Genomic DNA, 16,474 nt, shown 5'->3' with positions numbered 1-16,474 from the left:
CGAACTGTCCGGCTTGAATGACACTGGGTTTTTCCGAATGAAAGGGCTGCCCATGGAATATGACAAGGAGACAATCAAAGGCTCGACCAATGGCTACGGGCTTGGGGTAAAATTCGAACTCACCAATGGCCAGGTATGGGAGCAGACCAGCAGCGACGACGAGTATCTGCACCAGTTCATGCCGGAAGTTCTGCTCGATACGGCCGGAAACATCGGAAAACTCAAGATCAACGACATGAATGACTGGGTGGAGGTCAAGAGAATTCTCTGACACTCACTCATGGCGCGCCGGACCACAGCGCGGGTGTGACGGCAAGCAAACGAAAACGCCCCGCCATCCCCTGGGGGCAGCGGGGCGGATAAAGCTTCAACCCGGCGTTAATTGACCGAAATCACTTCTCCGGTTCGACGATCAATGGAGACACTGATGTCGTCGCCCTGATAGTCCGTTCCTTCCACGATGATGCGCGACCGCGTCCGCCGGATATCGTCGACTTCGCGCACGCCTTCGGACCGGGCGATCCGCACCGCCGTCCGATCAGTGATGCTGACGCTGCGATAAGGACGATCCATTTGCGGATCGACGAGGCGAACGCCGCCGGGACCTATTTCGATTGATTGCGCGAATGACGGCGCTGAAGCCAATAGCGTCAGAGCCGTTACACCCGCCATTGCCAGAACTTTGAACATGACACTCTCTCCTTAACACGACCCACCAAAACCATACACCACATATGCCTTTGCCGACGCCCCCCGAAGCAGGGTTAATGATTAGTTTAGGGCTATAGTGTGGCTGAATTTGCCGCGACATTGCGTTCCGGATAACTTTCAGAATACGCGTGTTACGAAGCGATCGATTTTCGACCCCTCCCGATAAAAAACGGCAACCGCCAGGGCCCCCAGCAGGGCCGTCACACCGCCGCCGATCACGTCGGAAACATAGTGCGTGCCGACATAGATGCGCGACCAGCAGACGAAAAAGGCCATCAGCCCCAGCAGAATGGTGCGGCGCGCCAGACCGTGAAGCGCAAAGGCCGCGACGATGGCAAGCGATGCCGTCGCATGGTCCGACGGAAACGACCAGTCGGCGCTGGGGGGAACGAGGAGATGCGTGATATCAGCATCATAGGGCCGGATGCGCTGCACAAACAACAGAATGATCTGGTTCAAGCCCAGTCCGATCAGAAAGGTCAGCCCGGCCGAGACGCAGGTATGCCGCACGTGCAGCCTGTCCGCCTTGCTCCACCATTGGCCAATGACAGCCACGATCATCAGCGGTACGCCGAAGCTGGTGACGGTCAACATTATTCCGTCGAGAACCGGAGTATGGCCAGCGGGCGAATTGAGCCATTGCGTGATCGTTTGATCCATTCTCTTCTCTGCTTCCTTAACCTCGAGCGGACTGCGAAAGCCCCGGAATGGCATGTCCTGTCCATCCGGTCTTTCGAATCGGTTTTTCCTGCGTCCTCACTGACCGTGAATCGCAACGATTTCATGGCGGAGAACTGGTTCCGTCGACTGGCACGCTGCGGATTACCGGTCAATGCCGGCTTGGCATGCGTTGTTGCCGCCGCTTCAATTTCCGCAGTTGTCTGCTATGCAGGATCGATCCGCTGTCAGGAAATCCGGGGGCCCCATGCAAACCTACGTCACAACCGCACTGATCTACAGCGCCGCCGCCCTGGCCGAGATCGCCGGATGTTTCGCATTCTGGGCATGGCTGCGCATGGAGCGATCGGTGTTTTGGCTGGCGCCGGGCACATTGTGCCTTGTCGCCTTTGCCTATTTGCTGACGCTCGCGCCGTCGGGCGAAGCGGGACGCGCCTATGCCGCCTATGGCGGTGTCTATATCTTTGCATCGCTGATGTGGCTTTGGCTTGCGGAAGGGCAGTGGCCGGACCGCTGGGACATGGCCGGCGCCATTCTTGCGCTTGTCGCCGCGGGGATCATACTTTTTGCGCCGAGAGGAAGCGCCGCCTGACGCCTGCGGCATGAATCGGGTGGCTGGCCATCAAGGGCAAGCGATACACTGAATCCACACCCCAGGGAGTGTGAGTTCAATGTTGTCTCTCTTGAATGCTTTGCATGCAATGGCCGCCCGACGCGGCGAGGGTCTGCACCCCGAATTGGCCGCGCGGCTGGAACAGCACGCCCGCAACAGCACGGAGCGACCGGGCGCGGCTCTGCACCCGGATCACACCGGCCAGCAAGAGGGCGGTCAGGTCGTTCAGGTCGATCTCGGTGTGATGCTGTTCAGGCACGGCCGCGGTCGTATCGACAAAACCTGAGACGACAAGCGCGCAGATCCTTATGCTGATCGCCTCGTTTGCGTGAACACGCAAGCATGAAGGCTGGTCAACCCACGCCTCCCCTGCATCCTCGCACATAGGGTGACGCATCACATTGCCCTGCCAAAGTCATTCACCTGTTTGACAACGAACAAAGCGCCCTCAATAATTATCGCGGCGGCAGTCCGCCTGTTCAAGAAGTCCAGGAGCAACCTCGATGATCATTAATGAGATGACGAAGGCGGAGATCAATGCCTTGCTGAGCCGCGCGAGCATTGGCCGCCTGGCCTGCTCCAGGGATGATCACCCTTACATCGTTCCGCTCAGGTTCGCCTATCACTCCGTCTTTCTCTATTCTTTTACAACGGTCGGCCGAAAGGTCGAATGGATGCGCAATAATCCGCACGTCTGTGTCGCGTTCGATGAGATCGACGCAACCAATCGCTGGCAAAGCGTGATCGTCAACGGGCTGTATGAAGAACTGTCGAACGATCCGTCCCATGTCGACGCGCGCGCGACCGCGCACCACCTTCTGAGCGCATCCGCCGAATGGTGGCAGCCCGGGTACACGAAGACGGTCATTCGCGATGCGGAGCGTCCGCTTGAACCCGTGTTTTTCCGGATATCGATCCTCGAAACAAGCGGGCACAAAGCCGTCAAAACCGCGAGCTAGCGGTCCGGCACAACCCGGCAAAGGAATTGGCACCGGCATTTTTCAACAGCACCGTCCTGCGGGACTTGACGCGGCGAATGATCGTATCGCCAAAATTGCTGCGGAACCTCTCACGTCCCCCGCCGTTTACCCCATTCAATTGGAGGTAATACGATGCTTACAGCAGCAGTTTTATGGTGGCTGGGCGTTCCGCTCATTGTTGTCGTTTTGATTTTCTTCATCTTTTTGCGGCGCCGCTGAATGGGACGCCTGTTCGGTGCGGCGGGGTCAGCCCCTATGGTTTCAGGTAGGAAAACCCCGTCTGGATCTCATGCCTGATATCGGCGATCACCTTGTGGACGGACTCAATGCGTCCGTCGCTTGCCTGATCGAAGCAGATCCCGACTTTAAGTCCGCGTTGCCGCAATGCCGGCAGAAAATTCTTGAGCACCGCGTCAAGTTCCATCTCAACGATTTCTGTTTTGATTTGCAGGCCTGTACCGCGGTCAAGTGGCCCCAGCCACAGCTCCGCCAAGATGGCATCCGGCCAGAGCGGGCAACACATCGATGTCCCGGCTGCGTCATTGAGAATGAGATAATTCGAACCAAGATTGATGGTGTATACTTTGTAGGTCTCAACCGACTTCTTGATGAAATATCTGTAACGCATGGCGTGTGAGAGTTTGAGAACTCTTGTTGCCTCTTCAATACTCTGTGTTGACTCCATGTGCCCACCCTCGTTGCTGAGGATAGACCAGAATATTAAAGATTGAAGGACAATAATTCCAAAGCGAGCGTTTATTCCGGCCGCGTAGACCGAAATTGATGATCGAGGGTTGGAGAGCGCTTATTCCAGCGCCTGGGGACGATCGGTTTTATATGGATGGGAGCGATGCAACCATGTTGCGCACCCCCGCTGGGTCCATTTAATTCACCCTCTGCAAAGTGACTTTATCTTGCTGCTCGGCATTCAAACGATGAACGCCCGCGTCTGCTGCAGTTCTTGTTGCCGCATAATATCGGCCGAGGCCAAATGACAGTGCCGCCAGAAACAGGACAACGCCGATATATTTCCAAGCATTGGCTTGATAGGGCTGCGGATCAATCGAATACATTCTAAACTCCAGGGTGACGGCATTGAGCGGGGAAAGCTGGCGCTGTAAAAACCCCACCATCCCGAAAGACGGTGGGGTAAAGTTTGTCTGGAACAGGATTTTGCAGCACGTCCTTCCATCGATAAGTCAATTGACCCAACTCCCTGCACCCGATGGGAGCTTGGATTTCGTTCTTCTCAGGGAACGTGTTGTGGCAGTGTCGTTTCCGGCATATTTGAATTATTGACGGGCAACAGAACAACGTTGCCAGTCATGGACATATCATCAAAACCGGCGTGACGTGAGCGTGACGGAAATCCCGGATCAGATCGGCATTGTTGGGCAAAAAGCGTCCATGGCCGTCTTTACAGGAATGACGAGCCAACCCCTTGTCAATCAACGCACAAATGCTAGACAGGAATTCCGGCAAACTCGCAGGAAAACGATATGCCGGACTTCTCAACACTCCTGCTTTTTGCCGCCGCGTCCGTGGTTCTCACGGCCACGCCCGGTCCCGATATGCTTCTCATTGCCTCAATCTGCTCAATCCCAAAATGGCACTGTTCGTGCTGGCGCTGTTTCCGCAGTTCGTCAAACCTGAAGCCGGTTCTCTGGTCGTGCAGATGCTTATTCTCGCCACCGTGCTCAATGGCATCGGCTTTGTCGTCAATGGCACGGTGATTCTGCTGAGCAGCCATATCCGCAGCCGGGCCGGCAGCTTCCCTCGCTTCCGCAAACTGCCGCAATATTTGCTGGCAACGGTCTTCACCGGACTTGCCTGCAGCCTTGCGCTTGGCAGCCGGAACTAGGTCGTACACGGTGTGGCAGCCGGATTTTAGCTGCAGCCCATGCGAGGCACGCTGCAAAGCAAGCCTTGGACACGTCGTTCATCTCGAATTGCACCGGGAGCCTGTGAGACTCCCCGAACCGTGATGCCGTCGATCATGTGCGGCCGGTCGTTGGTCAGCCCCAGCTCAACAAGGGTCGCCGCGAGCCAAGTCTGACATCTCACGGAATTTGACGTGCGGCGGGGCTGTGACGGTATTGTCCTGCAACGTCCATATCCCGCCGTCCAATGTAAATCCGTGTTTTTGGTACAGGTCGCGGCACAGGCCGTTGGCTTCGGTCGGCGTATAGACGCCCTTCAGGGGAAGGTGGTTTGCGGCAAGCCCGGCGATAATCGCCTGCTCAACACCAAGGCCAACCACCCGGCAACTCATCACGAACTGGATGATGATGTGATCTCTGACAATGGCGATTCCCACCAGACCATAATCGGTGTATTTGTCGCCGACTTCGAAAGTCTCGAAGATGGCACCCGAGAGAAAGGCCTGCTGACATTCACCGATGGTCCAGCGCTTGCCCGTGGTGTTGAACTGGTTGGATTTGTTGAGCAGTTCCAGCGCGCGTGGAAAACGTTCGTCATCTATGGTGTTGATCGGGCGGATGCCGACGGAAACGTCGAGGGAAGCCAGAAACTCTTCCCGGGTCATAACGGCCTTCGCGGTTTCCCGCTGTACCTGAGCCTGCATCATCTCGGTGCGCCTGCTTGACTCCGGCGTGACGTACGGAACCTGCGTTTCCGGGGCCCAAAGCAATGTGCTGCGGATCGAATACAACTCGTCGCCAAGTACCCGCATGGCCGGAAATGCCGCTTGCACGCTTTCCCGCTCAACGGGATTATCGTCAATGAAGAGAGCGTTCTTCGGCAAGAGATTGGTTTCGCTGAGAATATCCTGGATGTTTTCCGCTTTTGGCCGCCAGTTTATTTTCCGGACCGCGAAGTCATCGATATTCAGTCTGTGCTTCAGGAACTGAGGCCACAAGTCGAGGATTGTCGCTTCGTCATTCTTGCTGACGATCGCCAGGACGATACCGCGCTGCTTGAGAAATTTCAGGGCTTCGATCAGGCCGAGCGGCCATCCTTCCAGGACAACGCGATTGTGTATGCCTTCTTCCGCGATAACCCCGCGCCAGAGCGTATCGTCCAGATCGAGGATGACCAGCTTCACGCTGTCTTGCTGCGTGAGCGTGCGATACATGGCATGTATCTCGCTCCAAAACCCGAAGATGAAATCTTCTATGTTGATCGGGTAAAGGCTGGTGAGTTTGGTTGGCTGGACAATACGGGTTGTGTCGTGGATGCAATCCCAGTCATTGGCATAGCTGGCATGCGACCAGTTCCAGACGAGATCCTCTTGAATGAACTTTCGGCCGAATGTCTGCGCGATGGCATCGGCCTGGACCATATGTGCCGCATGTTCCCGCGCCAGCTCATGCAGTTTGCGGTTCAACTGCTCGACGAAATAGGTGGGGTTGCGCAGGTCATAGCGCGGCAGAAGCCGCCCCATGTGGTTCTGCTGCGGTATGAAATATTCGGAAACGAAGGTCATGAGCTTGGTGTTTTTTGCAAACGCCAGCGCGCCCGTAAACGTTTGGATCAAACGCTGCTCGCACTCCCGCAGTTTTTCCTCGAACGGTTCCTCGCTGGTGTGCGGTATATCCGAAAGCATGGTTTCCGGCACAATCGTCCGCAACGGCAAATGTATAAGCTGGAAAGCATACTCTTCGATTGGATGCGGCGGTTCTGTCAGGTCACCGGGATAGTTGTACAGGACATGATCGACTTCCGCGCCCTTGAAAATGACATGAGCGTAGTGGAACAGACCCGCTGCCATGCACGATCCGACAACGAGGATCCGCTTAACAGCGACGGGTGTTGCCTCCAACGTGTCGGGTGTTCTGAATTTATAGGCAACCTTTTGATTTCGCACAGAAGCCATGGTTTCAAGCATTCAGAGCATCTCCAATCAATCGCAGATCAAGCTAAGCGGTGCCATTCAATCGCCGCAAGACAGATCGCGAAGGCAAAGGACGAAAAACGCAGCATTGAGAATTGGAGTAAACGCGCATCCCGATGGCCTTGCCGCATAACCGGCTTCTGCGGGGAATAGCGTGGACGACAGGCCCCGCACGCGGCTGGGCGGTATCAGGACGTGTTCATTTCACCGGGAAGACTATGTTTTGTGCAATTTTGTGGTCATTTTAACAACAATTGCATTGACACGGCGGCCATAGCCATCTCGATTTCGTGCAACTTGTCACCTGTTTGGATTGCAACGAAAATGATGAAAATACTCGTTATCGCCATATCCGCCCTTACCCTATCAAGCGTTGTGCTTGTCAGCACAGCGGACGCAGCGCGATTTGGATTGAGTTTTGGCGGGCCCCGCAAAAGCACCGGCAAGGAAAGCGGAAAGGCAAAGAGCAGCAACCCGGGCAAGGGAAGCTCCCGTGGTGGCAGTGGTGGCGGTGGTAACGGTGGCGGACACAGACGATAGATGTCAACGTCACCCGCCGACGCGGCTTCGGCGCTGGGCGCGACACACAGACAGGGACATCGTTGTCACCTTGATTTCCCGATTTGGACTATGTTGTTCTGTCTTCCAAAAACCTGGGAGAAGAAGCGTGGGCGACAACAACAGATCCGATGAGATTGACTCTCTGCCCGCTGCTCTCGAACTTATCAACACTGTTGACGATCCGGAGCACAAGGTGGCGTTTCTCAAAGACGTTGTCAGTACGCTGGTGGAGGAAGTATTAGAGCTTCGCAAGAAAGTTGCCGAACTCGGTGGCTGAGACCTTTCCTGCTTCGACCGGCTTCTATGAAAGCTTGTTGGTTTGCACGGCAGACCAACGGCTGGATTGCCTCGCTATCCGGGAAACAGAACTGGTTTTCTTGGGTAAGTGGCGATCCCGGCTGTAACGAAATAAATATTTGAAAACAATATATTAGACGTCTCACTTGGTGTTCATGGCGCTATTGATTCAATTGAGGAATTACCGGCAGCTGTCGCACCTGTTCCCGCGGCATCATTTGCTGAAACATTGTTGAACGGAATGTTTCGACTGCGGGCATTTCCAATCTGCTTTCGATACATTTTGAACGTTTGTTTAAATTTCAAAACAATGAAACTTTGGTAGGTGCATGGTCAAAGATGACGCATCAAAGGGAGCGACTATGAGCAGATCAAAGTCCACTGTTCTTGCCATGGTATCCATAGCGGTTTTGCTTCCCGCCTTTTTGTATTGCCGCTTTTTCTTGAGTCCAGAATGGGCAATCCCTGTGTCCATATTTCTTCTGTCGGCGTGGTTGCTGGCCTATCTTTGGTATTGCGTTGGGTTCTTTTTTGGAATCAGCGTAGCCGCAGTGTGTTCTGCCACCATGGTGCTCAGTGTTTACGTGAACTTTTATGTGTCTTTGATTGCCGGAGTTGCTGCGATCTATGTTGCAGATAGAACTCAATTTATGAAACGCGTGGGTGCGGCGTCCAAGCAAGATGGAGCCGATCCCTCTTGACTCTCGCACCACATGAGAACAAATATAGAACATTGAGTACATAAGGAGGTACGGCAATGTCGGGGTTTATCGTCACGACAGACACGCGCACCGATAGGCAGAAGGCCAACGAACCTGATATGGCCGAGGTTTTAAAGGTCGTTCAATATGCCCCGATGAAACGCTACAAGTATTTCATCAACAAGGTGGTCCAAACTGAAATGCTCTGGGCTTGTGGTGCGGACGACCGTTGGGCAATGATGGACGACGAAAATCGTGTGCCGTTCATGTTCCCGGTCTGGCCCGCAAAACTATTCGCCTATTTGTGGTTGCCACCCCAACCGGACATGTCGGAGATCGAGGTAAGGGCAATCGCTCTTGATTTCGCACTCGAAACGCTACTGCCGTCGCTTGAAGTAGACCAGATTGCGGTCTGTTTCGACGCAAGCGACAAAGGTCCAATCGTTACGGTTGAGAAGCTCATTACGGATCTGAAGAAGGCATTGTCAGCAAAGAAGCGGCTCAACTGACACTGCAGAACACTCACTAATCACAACTTGAAACTTGATAACCCCTACTGTCTCGCGTGATGGGGAGCGGACAGGCTTTGTCTCTTGAAGGAGAAACGGGCTATGAATGAGCCGGTACTGAAACACGATGATGAAATTGAACAAATCATTGCCGACCACGGCGGAGATTTCCGGGCAGCGATCGACGCGCTCCTGAAGGACAACGCCTTCCTGATCAGAGAGATTGAGTATGCCTCGCTGATTGCCGGGCACGGCTATGCCCGTGGATGGAAGCCCAGAACATTCAGGAATTGAGATGGCCGGCCGTAGTAGAGGTGCTGTCTCGGCATCATCGGTTGACCTGGAATACCCGTATCAAGTGGCATTGCTTGCGTGCGAGGTGAGATACCGATTCGACAACGTCGAATTTCTCTCAGCAAAGCTCGGCAGATACCGCCTCAATCACTCCTATCATGACGATGGCGAAGATTTTATCATCTACTGCTTTCCCGAGCAGGAGAGCGCCGAGGTATTCCTGAAGGCGTTTGATGGGCGCTGGATTACTCCAGAACAACGCAAGAAGCGCACATGGAAATCTCCATGGGTTCGGCAGTTGGTCGGCCGCTATGGCTAGGAAGAAGTTCTTGGACGGCCTGAAAGACACAGACCGCTTCTGTGATCTGGAAAGCTGGGATGACCTCTATGGCTATTGTGGAGACTGTTGCCGGGCTGGAATGATCGATCGGTATGAGCTTGAGCGGAAGTACGGCAAGTACACCAGGATCAATGATCTGATCCCTCGCCTCAAATGCAATCTTTGTGACGGCAAGACTATGAATGAGTTTGGCCGCCGGAATCGGGTTCGGGATTGAGGCGTGATGGCAAAGCTGCGCGTCTATATGGCGTTCGTGACCAACTTGGATGCGTTCATTGATCTGGCCAGCTACGAGATACTGTTTGCTGTTTGCACGGAATGCGGACGGGCCAAGCAAATCGACCGCTACGGGCTCGCAAAGAAATACGGGGTGTACTCACCAATCAATGTAATCAGGCCAAAACTCTTCTGCAAAGCGTGTGACAGGAGGACTGTTTCCGTTGTCGGCAGAGCGAATGGACCGCGAGACTGAGCATCTTGTGATCGCAGTGAGATCAAGTATCATTTGCCAATGGAAACAAACCCGAGTGCGCCACTTGATCCAGAAAAAAACGAAGGCATCGTACTTCTTTGCCGTTTCCTTTTATTCTTGGTTGGCTTCTTATTTTTTGTTTCCATTATAAGTGGAATCACAACGTACTTTTACGTTGGCTGGCAGGGCGGCAAGAATATCGTTCCTGGTATAACAATCGATAGCGGATTCGAAATGGCCGTCTTCGTGGCAATATTGCTTTCGATTTTTTCATTCATACCAGCGGTGATCATGACCGTAATTACATTCTACCAGTCGCACAACAATGCCATACCACTTGCCTTGTTGGGCGGGATAACCGGGGTAGTGGCCGCGGCCCCTTTCTTGAGCACGAAGCTTGCAACGATCTTGGTTCTGCCTGGAGTTGGATGGGCATCTGGCTACATTCTTCACTTTATTTCCGTCCGTATTTCGGACTATTTCTGGAGAAGGTGGTAAGTGAGATGTGCAACCTTTACAGAATAACCACCGGCTTTGAAGCAATGCGCGACCTCTTCAAGGGGATCGGCAACCGTACGAACAAGACCGAGTTCGATGACAATATCTATCCGGACTACCCCGCCCCAATAGCGCGGAAGGATAAGGACGGGGATCTGGAGCTTGCGATGCTCCGCTGGGGCATGCCGACTCCGCCCATGTTTGTAAAGGGTGAAACCGATAGCGGCGTGACCAACATCCGAAACGTGAAGTCTCCCCACTGGCGGCGCTGGCTTGGCACTGACAGCCGCTGTGTCGTTCCGGCAACCCGATTTTCTGAATATGGCAGTGTCCGCGATCCCGAGACAAAAAAGCTGCCGCTTCACTGGTTCGCGCTGAACGAGGAAGAACCGCTGTTCTGGTTTGCTGGTGTGTGGACCAAATGGCACGGAACCCGGAAGAAGAAGGAAGGCCCGGTCGATACCGAGATATTCGCTTTCCTGACCACCGATCCAAATGCAGTCGTGAAGCCGATCCATAAGAAGGCAATGCCGGTCATTCTACGAACAGCAGATGAAGTCGACGTGTGGATGAATGCGCCGGCGGAAGAAGCCCTAAAGCTTCAAAAGCCCCTGCCCGACAATGATCTGATTGTCCTGGCGCCCGAACCTCCCAAACCTGAAGAACCAACATTCGCCTGATGGAGGAAAGACATGCCCTTTGCTGTTAAATTCCGCGGGAAGGATTTCACGCTCGACTTCAACTTCGCGGCTGAAGACATCGACAATCTGCTAGATGGCATGCCGGATGTCCAACAACTCCCCGGGTCGTTTAATATTATCTTGCATGAAGAGCATGACCGCATAACCGATATCACGTTCGACGAGTCCGCCGTCCCCGACCAATTACCGTTCACGGGAGTGCATGGAACCCACGATGGCGATCCATCTTTTGGTGAGGTCTACATTTTCACTGGCGTGCCTGATGAGGGCGAAGGCGAGGTCCTTGTGTTGCATTCACGTGAATTCGAACCACCAGCAAACGCAGTGAGATTCCCAAAGCAGGAACACTCCCATGAAAATTAAAGCCCCCAAGGCGACAGGCAACTACCCTGACCGTTTCGAGGATTGCCAGACTGCAATCGAGGAAGTGTTCGTTCAGCTGGTTGTCGAAGCGACCCGCGCTGGATGGCGCCATGAGGAAGTGCTTGCAGCAATTACATCGGTTGCCGATATCACCGCAATTGCCCTAGATACAAATGGCAAGGCAGACGTTGAGATTCGCCTGTTGAAATTGATGAAAAAGAAATAGCTTTATGGAATCCAATAGTCGGCGCAACTTGAAAAGCACGCTTGAAAATATTCATCATTATAAGTGGCTGTATCCACTCGTTGCCATAACTGCCCTGTTTTGCACCGCGCCATTTCTATTTCTTGACCCTCGCTTTTGGGCCGAGGAAGGCAGCGTATACTATCAAGCGGCAATTGCATCGAACTATACCTTTGTGTTCACATTCATCGCCCAAGGCAATTACCAATTTCTCACGAATTTACTGGTTTTTCTATCCACGCACGTTGATACAAAATATGCTCCAGCCGTAACGACTTACCTTTCAATTGCACTATTTGCCGTTGTGGCGATGCAATTCAATGTCATTGCTAAGCAGTATAAGATACCGCCAGAGGCATCCATTTTGTCATTGGTTGCCTTCAGTCTATCTCCTGCAACGGCTGAAATTTTTGCGTCGGCTACGAACATTCAATGGATTGCCGCCCTATCGATTACGTTGATGACAATCACAGATTATTCCGAGGATCAGCAAGGGCGGCGACTATGGATTTATGGGTGGGTGCTCGCTTGCGGCATGACGGGCGTTCCATCGCTACTATTGACACCATTCTTCTTTATACAAGCCTACCTGAATAAATCTCGAACCCACTTCAATATCGCCTGCGTCTTAGTTGCCTGCATAGCCGTCCAAGCCATAGTGATGACTGGAACCAGCCACCCCACGCGGCAGCTAATTTTCGCCCCTCGCTTATTGTTCGGCCCATTCCTATTGCAGACGGTTTTCACGCAATTTACGGGGCCGGGCTTCACCAAAACATTGGGAGCTATGGTTGTCGGAAGCCGGGCATTTTTCCTAGCGATCGCAACGATAGGTGTCACCGTTGTTGGCGTCCTTCTGTACTTCTCAAGGGAGAAATCGACAAGGAATGCAGCAATAACACTGGTCCTGACATGGATATTTGTGTCCATACTACAAACCTTAGGAGCACTTGGAGGTGTACCAGAAAAGCTGCGATTGCTTTCGGGAGCCGGTGCGGCGCGTTACTATGCGACTGGAACGCTTGCCATACTCGTTCTACTAAGTTTCACGGCAAGGAGTCGTGGCCGCATTATTGTTGCGATTGCATTCGTTGTGGTTGTGATCAATGGGGCATCCTATTCCCAAAGTACGCAAAGAAACAGAGCTGCACATTCTTTGTCGTGGAAGGACCAAGTCCAATCATGTCAGTTCCCATGTACCGTTAAGATTTGGCCGGAAGGCTGGACGGTAACACTACAACATTAAGATGTCTGGTTCGCTTCACTTACCGATTCAAGTCAGTTTGCCAAAGCGAGGCAATCAACCTGACTTAATTTGCCGAATTGAAGGGTTTCTGCGCTTGAGTACTGTCCACATACCGCGCAAGCATGAGGCCCCGGTTCGCGCCTTCCTTCGATAAGCAGTTGCTGCCGGGCCTCTTCTTGAAAGAGCGTCACTTACCGCAAACGTCAGCCCTTTGATGATTCTCGACAATATAATGTCCCGAAGACTGATCATAGCATTGGTCAACATAATCGTTGGTGACCCAACAAGAAACCCCGGCGAAAACAATCGCGGCAAGCGATAAACCCGATAATATCCAATAGGCATACCGTCGCATTGTGTTGCTTCCTTCGTAAATCCCCATTCAATAGATGATCGGAAAATCTGCCTGTGACAAGTCTACTGCCGTTTTCCCGGTGCTAAGGCAGCAAGAACTGCATCCAACCGCCGATTGGTCTCCCGCTGCCCTTCTCGCATTTCATCGCGCAATTCCTTGATCGCATCGTCGGTTCGAGTCTGTTGCCCGTCGTGATCCACACGCCGAACATATTCGTCACGAACCCGGTTGATCCGATCATGGAGCGCATTGTCTCCAGCCTCGCGCGATGCCGTGAGCGAGCGAAAGGCGGCAATGATTGTCCCGCCTAGAAAGGTGAACAAGCCCGCAGAGATGCCGATGAGCCATTGCAAGTCTTTATCCATCACCAGCACTTTCGTGTTTTGCCGAAGGCGTTATGCGAAGCGACCTGATTGGCAAACGGCCGATCTGTTTTCAGAAACGAGACCGACGTCTCAAGGCTTGGAGTTAGCTTCGAGAAGCCGTCGCACACATTTTGCTTTGTCGTCGACAGACAGCCCGAAATCACCGCACAAAGCAGCAGCACCGGAAGAAGATACCGTTTCATTGATTTCATTCCTTTTGCGGAGAACCTGGACCGGTGATTCAAGCGCCGACACAGCAGCTTGCTGACGGCCTTCATGCTTGCCGTAGAGATAGACAGGGGTCGAGGCGATCAACGCGCCCAGCACAGCCCCTGCCCCGATCTGCCAGTATTTCAGAGCGGTCAGCATCAGGTCAGCCCCAATAGCTTGCGGACCTGCGGCATGGAGGTGACGGCATAAACACCGACGCCGGTCACCACAGCAACGAGGGCAAGCTGCACGCGCCAGTCAAGGGAACCGAATGCGGCAAGCGGAGTGCCGATGATGGTAGCAAACCATGTCCAGAACCGCTTTGACGTGCTCAATGACTTGGCAGCATCCTTCTTTGTTCCCGTGATCGGCACGTCAGGCTTGTCGACCTTGCCCTCAACTATAGGTGCCCGTCGTGCCGCCTTGACCCGATCAAGAACGGCCTCGACGGTCTCAGGCTTAACAAGCGATTTGTTGAGACCGTCGCCAGCGTAGAACGACTGGCCACGCCTGACCGACCGCTCGCTGCCCTTTGTATCCGCAAGCACTGGCAGCGATGCCCATTCCTGCGCCAGGCGCTTACCGAATTCGGTTCGGTCGATATTGCCCGCCATGAACTCGTTGTAGCCCCGGCGTTTCAAGAGGTGATACGCAAGTCGATCCTGAAAGTCTGCGTCAAACACCAGCGATCCCGACAAACCAAGTTCGCGCGATAAGTCTTGAAGTGTGGCCCGCATGAATTGGGCCGCGCCGGACGCAGATGATGCCGTGCCATAGCCCCAATAATGCTTCACCCAGACTTTGTTTGACCAGTTACGCTGTGCGTCGATCAACTCGCCCAATGTCATCTTTGTGATGGGCTTGGGGAGCCTGTTCTGGCGATTGCCGAAGATGGTTTCATAGCAATCAGGGGGCGGGCTGCCGGCGTCTGTTCGATACACGAAGTCGAGCAGCAGCGCCGCCCCGCGAGGGATGGTTCTGTCCATGATGATTTCCTGTCTTGGTGGTGGAGAGAGAAAAGTGTTATGACGCCCTGACAATTCTGGTCGGGGGATCGATCGTGTTTTGACTAGAGTGAATGGCTATTTGGATGATGAGCGAAATTATCTACGCAGCCGGAATACAAGTCGGAGATAACAAAAGTGGGGGGAAAACGTGGACTATACATCTGAAACCAACTTTTCATTGTTTTCGCACACCAGACCGATTCTCAAACAAGCAGAACTTCTGGCGGAACAGAACAAGCCTTTGGAAGTCATGCTGGATGTTCTACGGAAGCTAAGTTTGGAGGACTTTGGCCTCCTATTGATCTCAATGCCCAACTCACGCTACCCGTCGTTGTCGAAGGTCTTGCCCAAAATGGCGGATGCAGCCATTCAACAGCAATGGACTGGTATTACCGGATTAGAACTGTTTTCGCAGACCGCCGCATTTGCCAGACAACTTGAAACTGCCTTCGTGCGCTTTGTCGGACGACCACTTCAAGGCTCTAACATCCTTGACCTAGGGGTCGGGTACGGACGCAACATGCGCTCCATGCTATACTATTCTAATCCAGATAAGCTTTGGGGGGTGGACCCTTGGCAGTCGTCACTAGATCTATCCATAAACGATGGAGTTCTTGCGCATCTTGTCAGAAGTGATCCAATCCCCGAAACTCTCCCGGTAAAAGGGACAAAATTCGATCTTGCTTTTGCGTTCTCAGTCTTTACTCATCTCTCACAGGAGGCAGTGATAGGTGCTTTGAAAGCCGTCAGGAAATCTATTGAACCTGATGGCATTTTTGTTTGTACAATTCGGCCTATTGAATATTGGTCTGTCAAAGGTCAGCTCTTTACGCCTGAACAAAGCAAGCAAGCCATTGATGACCATCGCGAACACGGATTCGGGTTTTATGCTCACGAATGGTCAGATGGCTCGTATGGGGACACATCGATTGATCTACGATTTTTTGAGCGTGATGGATGGACGGTGGCTGGATATGATACAACGGTGTCCGATACCTATCAAATCGCAGTCATTCTGAAGGCAGTTTGATCGATTTCACAGTGAGATCCTGTTCAAGGCCTACGTGCTCGATTGCTTGCCCCAACTCGTAAACTTCGTTGCGTGCTTTTCCGGGAAACTGCATGTGATCGAGCAGCAATCAGCGAGCTCATTTCATCTCGCCGACAAGAAATCCTACAAATTGCTCAAAACGGCGCAAATCCCGGACCAATCAAGAACCTGATGGAGATCCAAGGGGCTATTGACGCATTACTTCGGGCGCGCGAGCAGGAACAGGCAACTTAGCCGCTATATAGCAGCAGCCGACATGAAAAAAGCATCGACCTGTTCCGGCGTGAAGCCGAGAGATGTAAAGCCTTGCTGCAGCATTTCATCAGTGCGGACGAATGAGCCCGCCTTTTCATAGACAAGACGGATGGCGCGCGGCTGCGATGCCACCCAGTCTTCGACCTGATCGTAAATACCCGGATGGGTTG

The 16,474-nt window shown here is 53.2% G+C and carries 24 protein-coding genes and 2 pseudogenes; 15 read left to right on the top strand and 11 right to left on the bottom strand.

The window, feature by feature from the left end:
• Positions 1–37: 37 nt before the first annotated feature.
• A complete protein-coding gene (locus J1W56_RS23340; RefSeq protein ID WP_223615684.1) occupies positions 38–271 on the top strand; it encodes a hypothetical protein in 234 nt (77 codons plus the stop codon).
• Positions 272–378: 107 nt separating this feature from the next.
• Here J1W56_RS23340 and J1W56_RS23335 read toward each other — a convergent pair whose 3' ends face one another.
• Together J1W56_RS23335 and J1W56_RS23330 are read right to left on the bottom strand one after the other, a co-directional pair.
• A complete protein-coding gene (locus J1W56_RS23335) occupies positions 379–690 on the bottom strand; it encodes a PepSY domain-containing protein (protein ID WP_223615683.1) in 312 nt (103 codons plus the stop codon).
• A 138-nt stretch (positions 691–828) separates the two neighbouring features.
• Positions 829–1,371, bottom strand: a complete 543-nt coding sequence (locus J1W56_RS23330) for a phosphatase PAP2 family protein (RefSeq protein ID WP_223615682.1) — start codon at positions 1,369–1,371, stop codon at positions 829–831.
• A gap of 265 nt (positions 1,372–1,636) precedes the next feature.
• Here J1W56_RS23330 and J1W56_RS23325 point away from each other — a divergent pair, with 265 nt between their 5' ends.
• The gene (locus tag J1W56_RS23325; protein WP_223615681.1) at positions 1,637–1,981 is read left to right on the top strand and encodes a YnfA family protein; all 345 of its coding nucleotides are present in this window, start codon (positions 1,637–1,639) and stop codon (positions 1,979–1,981) included.
• Between the two features lie 76 nt (positions 1,982–2,057).
• On the opposite strand, the gene J1W56_RS23320 is transcribed toward J1W56_RS23325, so the two are convergent.
• Positions 2,058–2,399, bottom strand: coding sequence for a hypothetical protein (locus tag J1W56_RS23320; protein WP_223615680.1), 342 nt, complete (start codon positions 2,397–2,399; stop codon positions 2,058–2,060).
• Positions 2,400–2,505: 106 nt separating this feature from the next.
• Here J1W56_RS23320 and J1W56_RS23315 point away from each other — a divergent pair, with 106 nt between their 5' ends.
• Positions 2,506–2,961, top strand: a complete 456-nt coding sequence (locus J1W56_RS23315) for a pyridoxamine 5'-phosphate oxidase family protein (protein ID WP_223615679.1) — start codon at positions 2,506–2,508, stop codon at positions 2,959–2,961.
• 274 nt (positions 2,962–3,235) lie between these two features.
• Here J1W56_RS23315 and J1W56_RS23310 read toward each other — a convergent pair whose 3' ends face one another.
• Positions 3,236–3,667, bottom strand: a complete 432-nt coding sequence (locus J1W56_RS23310) for a DUF2750 domain-containing protein (protein WP_223615678.1) — start codon at positions 3,665–3,667, stop codon at positions 3,236–3,238.
• A 199-nt stretch (positions 3,668–3,866) separates the two neighbouring features.
• Entirely contained in the window at positions 3,867–4,055 is a 189-nt protein-coding gene (locus J1W56_RS23305) for a hypothetical protein (RefSeq protein WP_223615677.1), read from the bottom strand.
• Positions 4,056–4,481: 426 nt separating this feature from the next.
• Here J1W56_RS23305 and J1W56_RS23300 point away from each other — a divergent pair.
• A pseudogene (locus tag J1W56_RS23300) lies at positions 4,482–4,843 on the top strand (LysE family translocator).
• Positions 4,844–5,008: 165 nt separating this feature from the next.
• Here the strand turns inward: J1W56_RS23300 and J1W56_RS23295 are convergent.
• Together J1W56_RS23295 and J1W56_RS23290 are read right to left on the bottom strand one after the other, a co-directional pair.
• Positions 5,009–6,712: an HAD-IIIC family phosphatase gene (locus J1W56_RS23295; RefSeq protein ID WP_223615676.1), complete on the bottom strand. Its 1,704-nt coding sequence runs from the start codon at positions 6,710–6,712 to the stop codon at positions 5,009–5,011.
• 362 nt (positions 6,713–7,074) lie between these two features.
• Entirely contained in the window at positions 7,075–7,317 is a 243-nt protein-coding gene (locus J1W56_RS23290) for a hypothetical protein (protein WP_223615675.1), read from the bottom strand.
• 185 nt (positions 7,318–7,502) lie between these two features.
• On the opposite strand from J1W56_RS23290, the gene J1W56_RS23285 reads away from it, so the two are divergent.
• From J1W56_RS23285 to J1W56_RS23240, 10 genes are all read left to right on the top strand, one after another.
• Positions 7,503–7,673, top strand: a complete 171-nt coding sequence (locus J1W56_RS23285; RefSeq protein ID WP_223615674.1) for a hypothetical protein — start codon at positions 7,503–7,505, stop codon at positions 7,671–7,673.
• A gap of 382 nt (positions 7,674–8,055) precedes the next feature.
• Positions 8,056–8,394 (top strand): hypothetical protein, encoded by a 339-nt coding sequence (locus J1W56_RS23280; protein ID WP_223615673.1) that lies wholly within the window; start codon positions 8,056–8,058, stop codon positions 8,392–8,394.
• A gap of 56 nt (positions 8,395–8,450) precedes the next feature.
• Entirely contained in the window at positions 8,451–8,903 is a 453-nt protein-coding gene (locus J1W56_RS23275) for a DUF2750 domain-containing protein (RefSeq protein ID WP_223615672.1), read from the top strand.
• Between the two features lie 102 nt (positions 8,904–9,005).
• The gene (locus J1W56_RS23270) at positions 9,006–9,197 is read left to right on the top strand and encodes a hypothetical protein (protein WP_223615671.1); all 192 of its coding nucleotides are present in this window, start codon (positions 9,006–9,008) and stop codon (positions 9,195–9,197) included.
• A gap of 1 nt (position 9,198) precedes the next feature.
• Complete coding sequence (locus tag J1W56_RS23265) at positions 9,199–9,516, top strand: hypothetical protein (protein WP_223615670.1); 318 nt, start codon at positions 9,199–9,201, stop codon at positions 9,514–9,516.
• A 244-nt stretch (positions 9,517–9,760) separates the two neighbouring features.
• Positions 9,761–10,009: a hypothetical protein gene (locus J1W56_RS23260; RefSeq protein ID WP_223615669.1), complete on the top strand. Its 249-nt coding sequence runs from the start codon at positions 9,761–9,763 to the stop codon at positions 10,007–10,009.
• A 503-nt stretch (positions 10,010–10,512) separates the two neighbouring features.
• A complete protein-coding gene (locus tag J1W56_RS23255) occupies positions 10,513–11,187 on the top strand; it encodes an SOS response-associated peptidase (RefSeq protein ID WP_223615770.1) in 675 nt (224 codons plus the stop codon).
• Between the two features lie 12 nt (positions 11,188–11,199).
• Complete coding sequence (locus J1W56_RS23250) at positions 11,200–11,571, top strand: hypothetical protein (RefSeq protein ID WP_223615668.1); 372 nt, start codon at positions 11,200–11,202, stop codon at positions 11,569–11,571.
• Positions 11,561–11,797: a hypothetical protein gene (locus J1W56_RS23245; protein WP_223615667.1), complete on the top strand. Its 237-nt coding sequence runs from the start codon at positions 11,561–11,563 to the stop codon at positions 11,795–11,797. The genes J1W56_RS23250 and J1W56_RS23245 overlap by 11 nt, the downstream gene beginning before the upstream one ends.
• A gap of 4 nt (positions 11,798–11,801) precedes the next feature.
• Entirely contained in the window at positions 11,802–13,061 is a 1,260-nt protein-coding gene (locus J1W56_RS23240) for a hypothetical protein (protein WP_223615666.1), read from the top strand.
• Between the two features lie 417 nt (positions 13,062–13,478).
• Here the strand turns inward: J1W56_RS23240 and J1W56_RS23235 are convergent, their stop codons facing one another.
• The 3 genes from J1W56_RS23235 to J1W56_RS23225 all read right to left on the bottom strand — a co-directional run bounded on the left by J1W56_RS23235 (position 13,479) and on the right by J1W56_RS23225 (position 14,977).
• Complete coding sequence (locus J1W56_RS23235; RefSeq protein ID WP_223615665.1) at positions 13,479–13,781, bottom strand: hypothetical protein; 303 nt, start codon at positions 13,779–13,781, stop codon at positions 13,479–13,481.
• A 90-nt stretch (positions 13,782–13,871) separates the two neighbouring features.
• The gene (locus J1W56_RS23230; RefSeq protein ID WP_223615664.1) at positions 13,872–14,150 is read right to left on the bottom strand and encodes a hypothetical protein; all 279 of its coding nucleotides are present in this window, start codon (positions 14,148–14,150) and stop codon (positions 13,872–13,874) included.
• A complete protein-coding gene (locus J1W56_RS23225; RefSeq protein ID WP_223615663.1) occupies positions 14,150–14,977 on the bottom strand; it encodes a lysozyme family protein in 828 nt (275 codons plus the stop codon). The genes J1W56_RS23230 and J1W56_RS23225 overlap by 1 nt, the downstream gene beginning before the upstream one ends.
• A 169-nt stretch (positions 14,978–15,146) precedes the next feature.
• Here J1W56_RS23225 and J1W56_RS23220 point away from each other — a divergent pair, with 169 nt between their 5' ends.
• Complete coding sequence (locus J1W56_RS23220) at positions 15,147–16,028, top strand: class I SAM-dependent methyltransferase (protein WP_223615662.1); 882 nt, start codon at positions 15,147–15,149, stop codon at positions 16,026–16,028.
• Positions 16,029–16,286: 258 nt separating this feature from the next.
• Here the strand turns inward: J1W56_RS23220 and J1W56_RS23215 are convergent.
• Positions 16,287–16,474 (bottom strand): annotated as a pseudogene (locus J1W56_RS23215) (hypothetical protein); the annotation flags it as partial.

Origin of the sequence: Phyllobacterium calauticae, assembly GCF_019991125.1 — a bacterium.
In the GTDB taxonomy this organism is placed as follows: domain Bacteria; phylum Pseudomonadota; class Alphaproteobacteria; order Rhizobiales; family Rhizobiaceae; genus Phyllobacterium; species Phyllobacterium calauticae.
This window is presented reverse-complemented; position numbering and strand designations above follow the sequence as displayed.

What these genes read in the sequence shown, in the direction of transcription:
- J1W56_RS23305 (WP_223615677.1), bottom strand. Translation starts at nt 4,055, where the DNA reads ATGTATTCGATTGATCCGCAGCCCTATCAAGCCAATGCTTGGAAATAT.
- J1W56_RS23270 (WP_223615671.1), top strand. Translation starts at nt 9,006, where the DNA reads ATGAATGAGCCGGTACTGAAACACGATGATGAAATTGAACAAATCATT.
- J1W56_RS23275 (WP_223615672.1), top strand. Translation starts at nt 8,451, where the DNA reads ATGTCGGGGTTTATCGTCACGACAGACACGCGCACCGATAGGCAGAAG.
- J1W56_RS23235 (WP_223615665.1), bottom strand. Translation starts at nt 13,781, where the DNA reads ATGGATAAAGACTTGCAATGGCTCATCGGCATCTCTGCGGGCTTGTTC.
- J1W56_RS23240 (WP_223615666.1), top strand. Translation starts at nt 11,802, where the DNA reads ATGGAATCCAATAGTCGGCGCAACTTGAAAAGCACGCTTGAAAATATT.
- J1W56_RS23340 (WP_223615684.1), top strand. Translation starts at nt 38, where the DNA reads ATGAAAGGGCTGCCCATGGAATATGACAAGGAGACAATCAAAGGCTCG.
- J1W56_RS23255 (WP_223615770.1), top strand. Translation starts at nt 10,513, where the DNA reads ATGTGCAACCTTTACAGAATAACCACCGGCTTTGAAGCAATGCGCGAC.
- J1W56_RS23230 (WP_223615664.1), bottom strand. Translation starts at nt 14,150, where the DNA reads ATGCTGACCGCTCTGAAATACTGGCAGATCGGGGCAGGGGCTGTGCTG.
- J1W56_RS23280 (WP_223615673.1), top strand. Translation starts at nt 8,056, where the DNA reads ATGAGCAGATCAAAGTCCACTGTTCTTGCCATGGTATCCATAGCGGTT.
- J1W56_RS23295 (WP_223615676.1), bottom strand. Translation starts at nt 6,712, where the DNA reads ATGGCAGCGGGTCTGTTCCACTACGCTCATGTCATTTTCAAGGGCGCG.
- J1W56_RS23325 (WP_223615681.1), top strand. Translation starts at nt 1,637, where the DNA reads ATGCAAACCTACGTCACAACCGCACTGATCTACAGCGCCGCCGCCCTG.
- J1W56_RS23320 (WP_223615680.1), bottom strand. Translation starts at nt 2,399, where the DNA reads ATGCGTCACCCTATGTGCGAGGATGCAGGGGAGGCGTGGGTTGACCAG.
- J1W56_RS23315 (WP_223615679.1), top strand. Translation starts at nt 2,506, where the DNA reads ATGATCATTAATGAGATGACGAAGGCGGAGATCAATGCCTTGCTGAGC.
- J1W56_RS23310 (WP_223615678.1), bottom strand. Translation starts at nt 3,667, where the DNA reads ATGGAGTCAACACAGAGTATTGAAGAGGCAACAAGAGTTCTCAAACTC.
- J1W56_RS23330 (WP_223615682.1), bottom strand. Translation starts at nt 1,371, where the DNA reads ATGGATCAAACGATCACGCAATGGCTCAATTCGCCCGCTGGCCATACT.
- J1W56_RS23225 (WP_223615663.1), bottom strand. Translation starts at nt 14,977, where the DNA reads ATGGACAGAACCATCCCTCGCGGGGCGGCGCTGCTGCTCGACTTCGTG.
- J1W56_RS23335 (WP_223615683.1), bottom strand. Translation starts at nt 690, where the DNA reads ATGTTCAAAGTTCTGGCAATGGCGGGTGTAACGGCTCTGACGCTATTG.
- J1W56_RS23250 (WP_223615668.1), top strand. Translation starts at nt 11,200, where the DNA reads ATGCCCTTTGCTGTTAAATTCCGCGGGAAGGATTTCACGCTCGACTTC.
- J1W56_RS23245 (WP_223615667.1), top strand. Translation starts at nt 11,561, where the DNA reads ATGAAAATTAAAGCCCCCAAGGCGACAGGCAACTACCCTGACCGTTTC.
- J1W56_RS23265 (WP_223615670.1), top strand. Translation starts at nt 9,199, where the DNA reads ATGGCCGGCCGTAGTAGAGGTGCTGTCTCGGCATCATCGGTTGACCTG.
- J1W56_RS23260 (WP_223615669.1), top strand. Translation starts at nt 9,761, where the DNA reads ATGGCAAAGCTGCGCGTCTATATGGCGTTCGTGACCAACTTGGATGCG.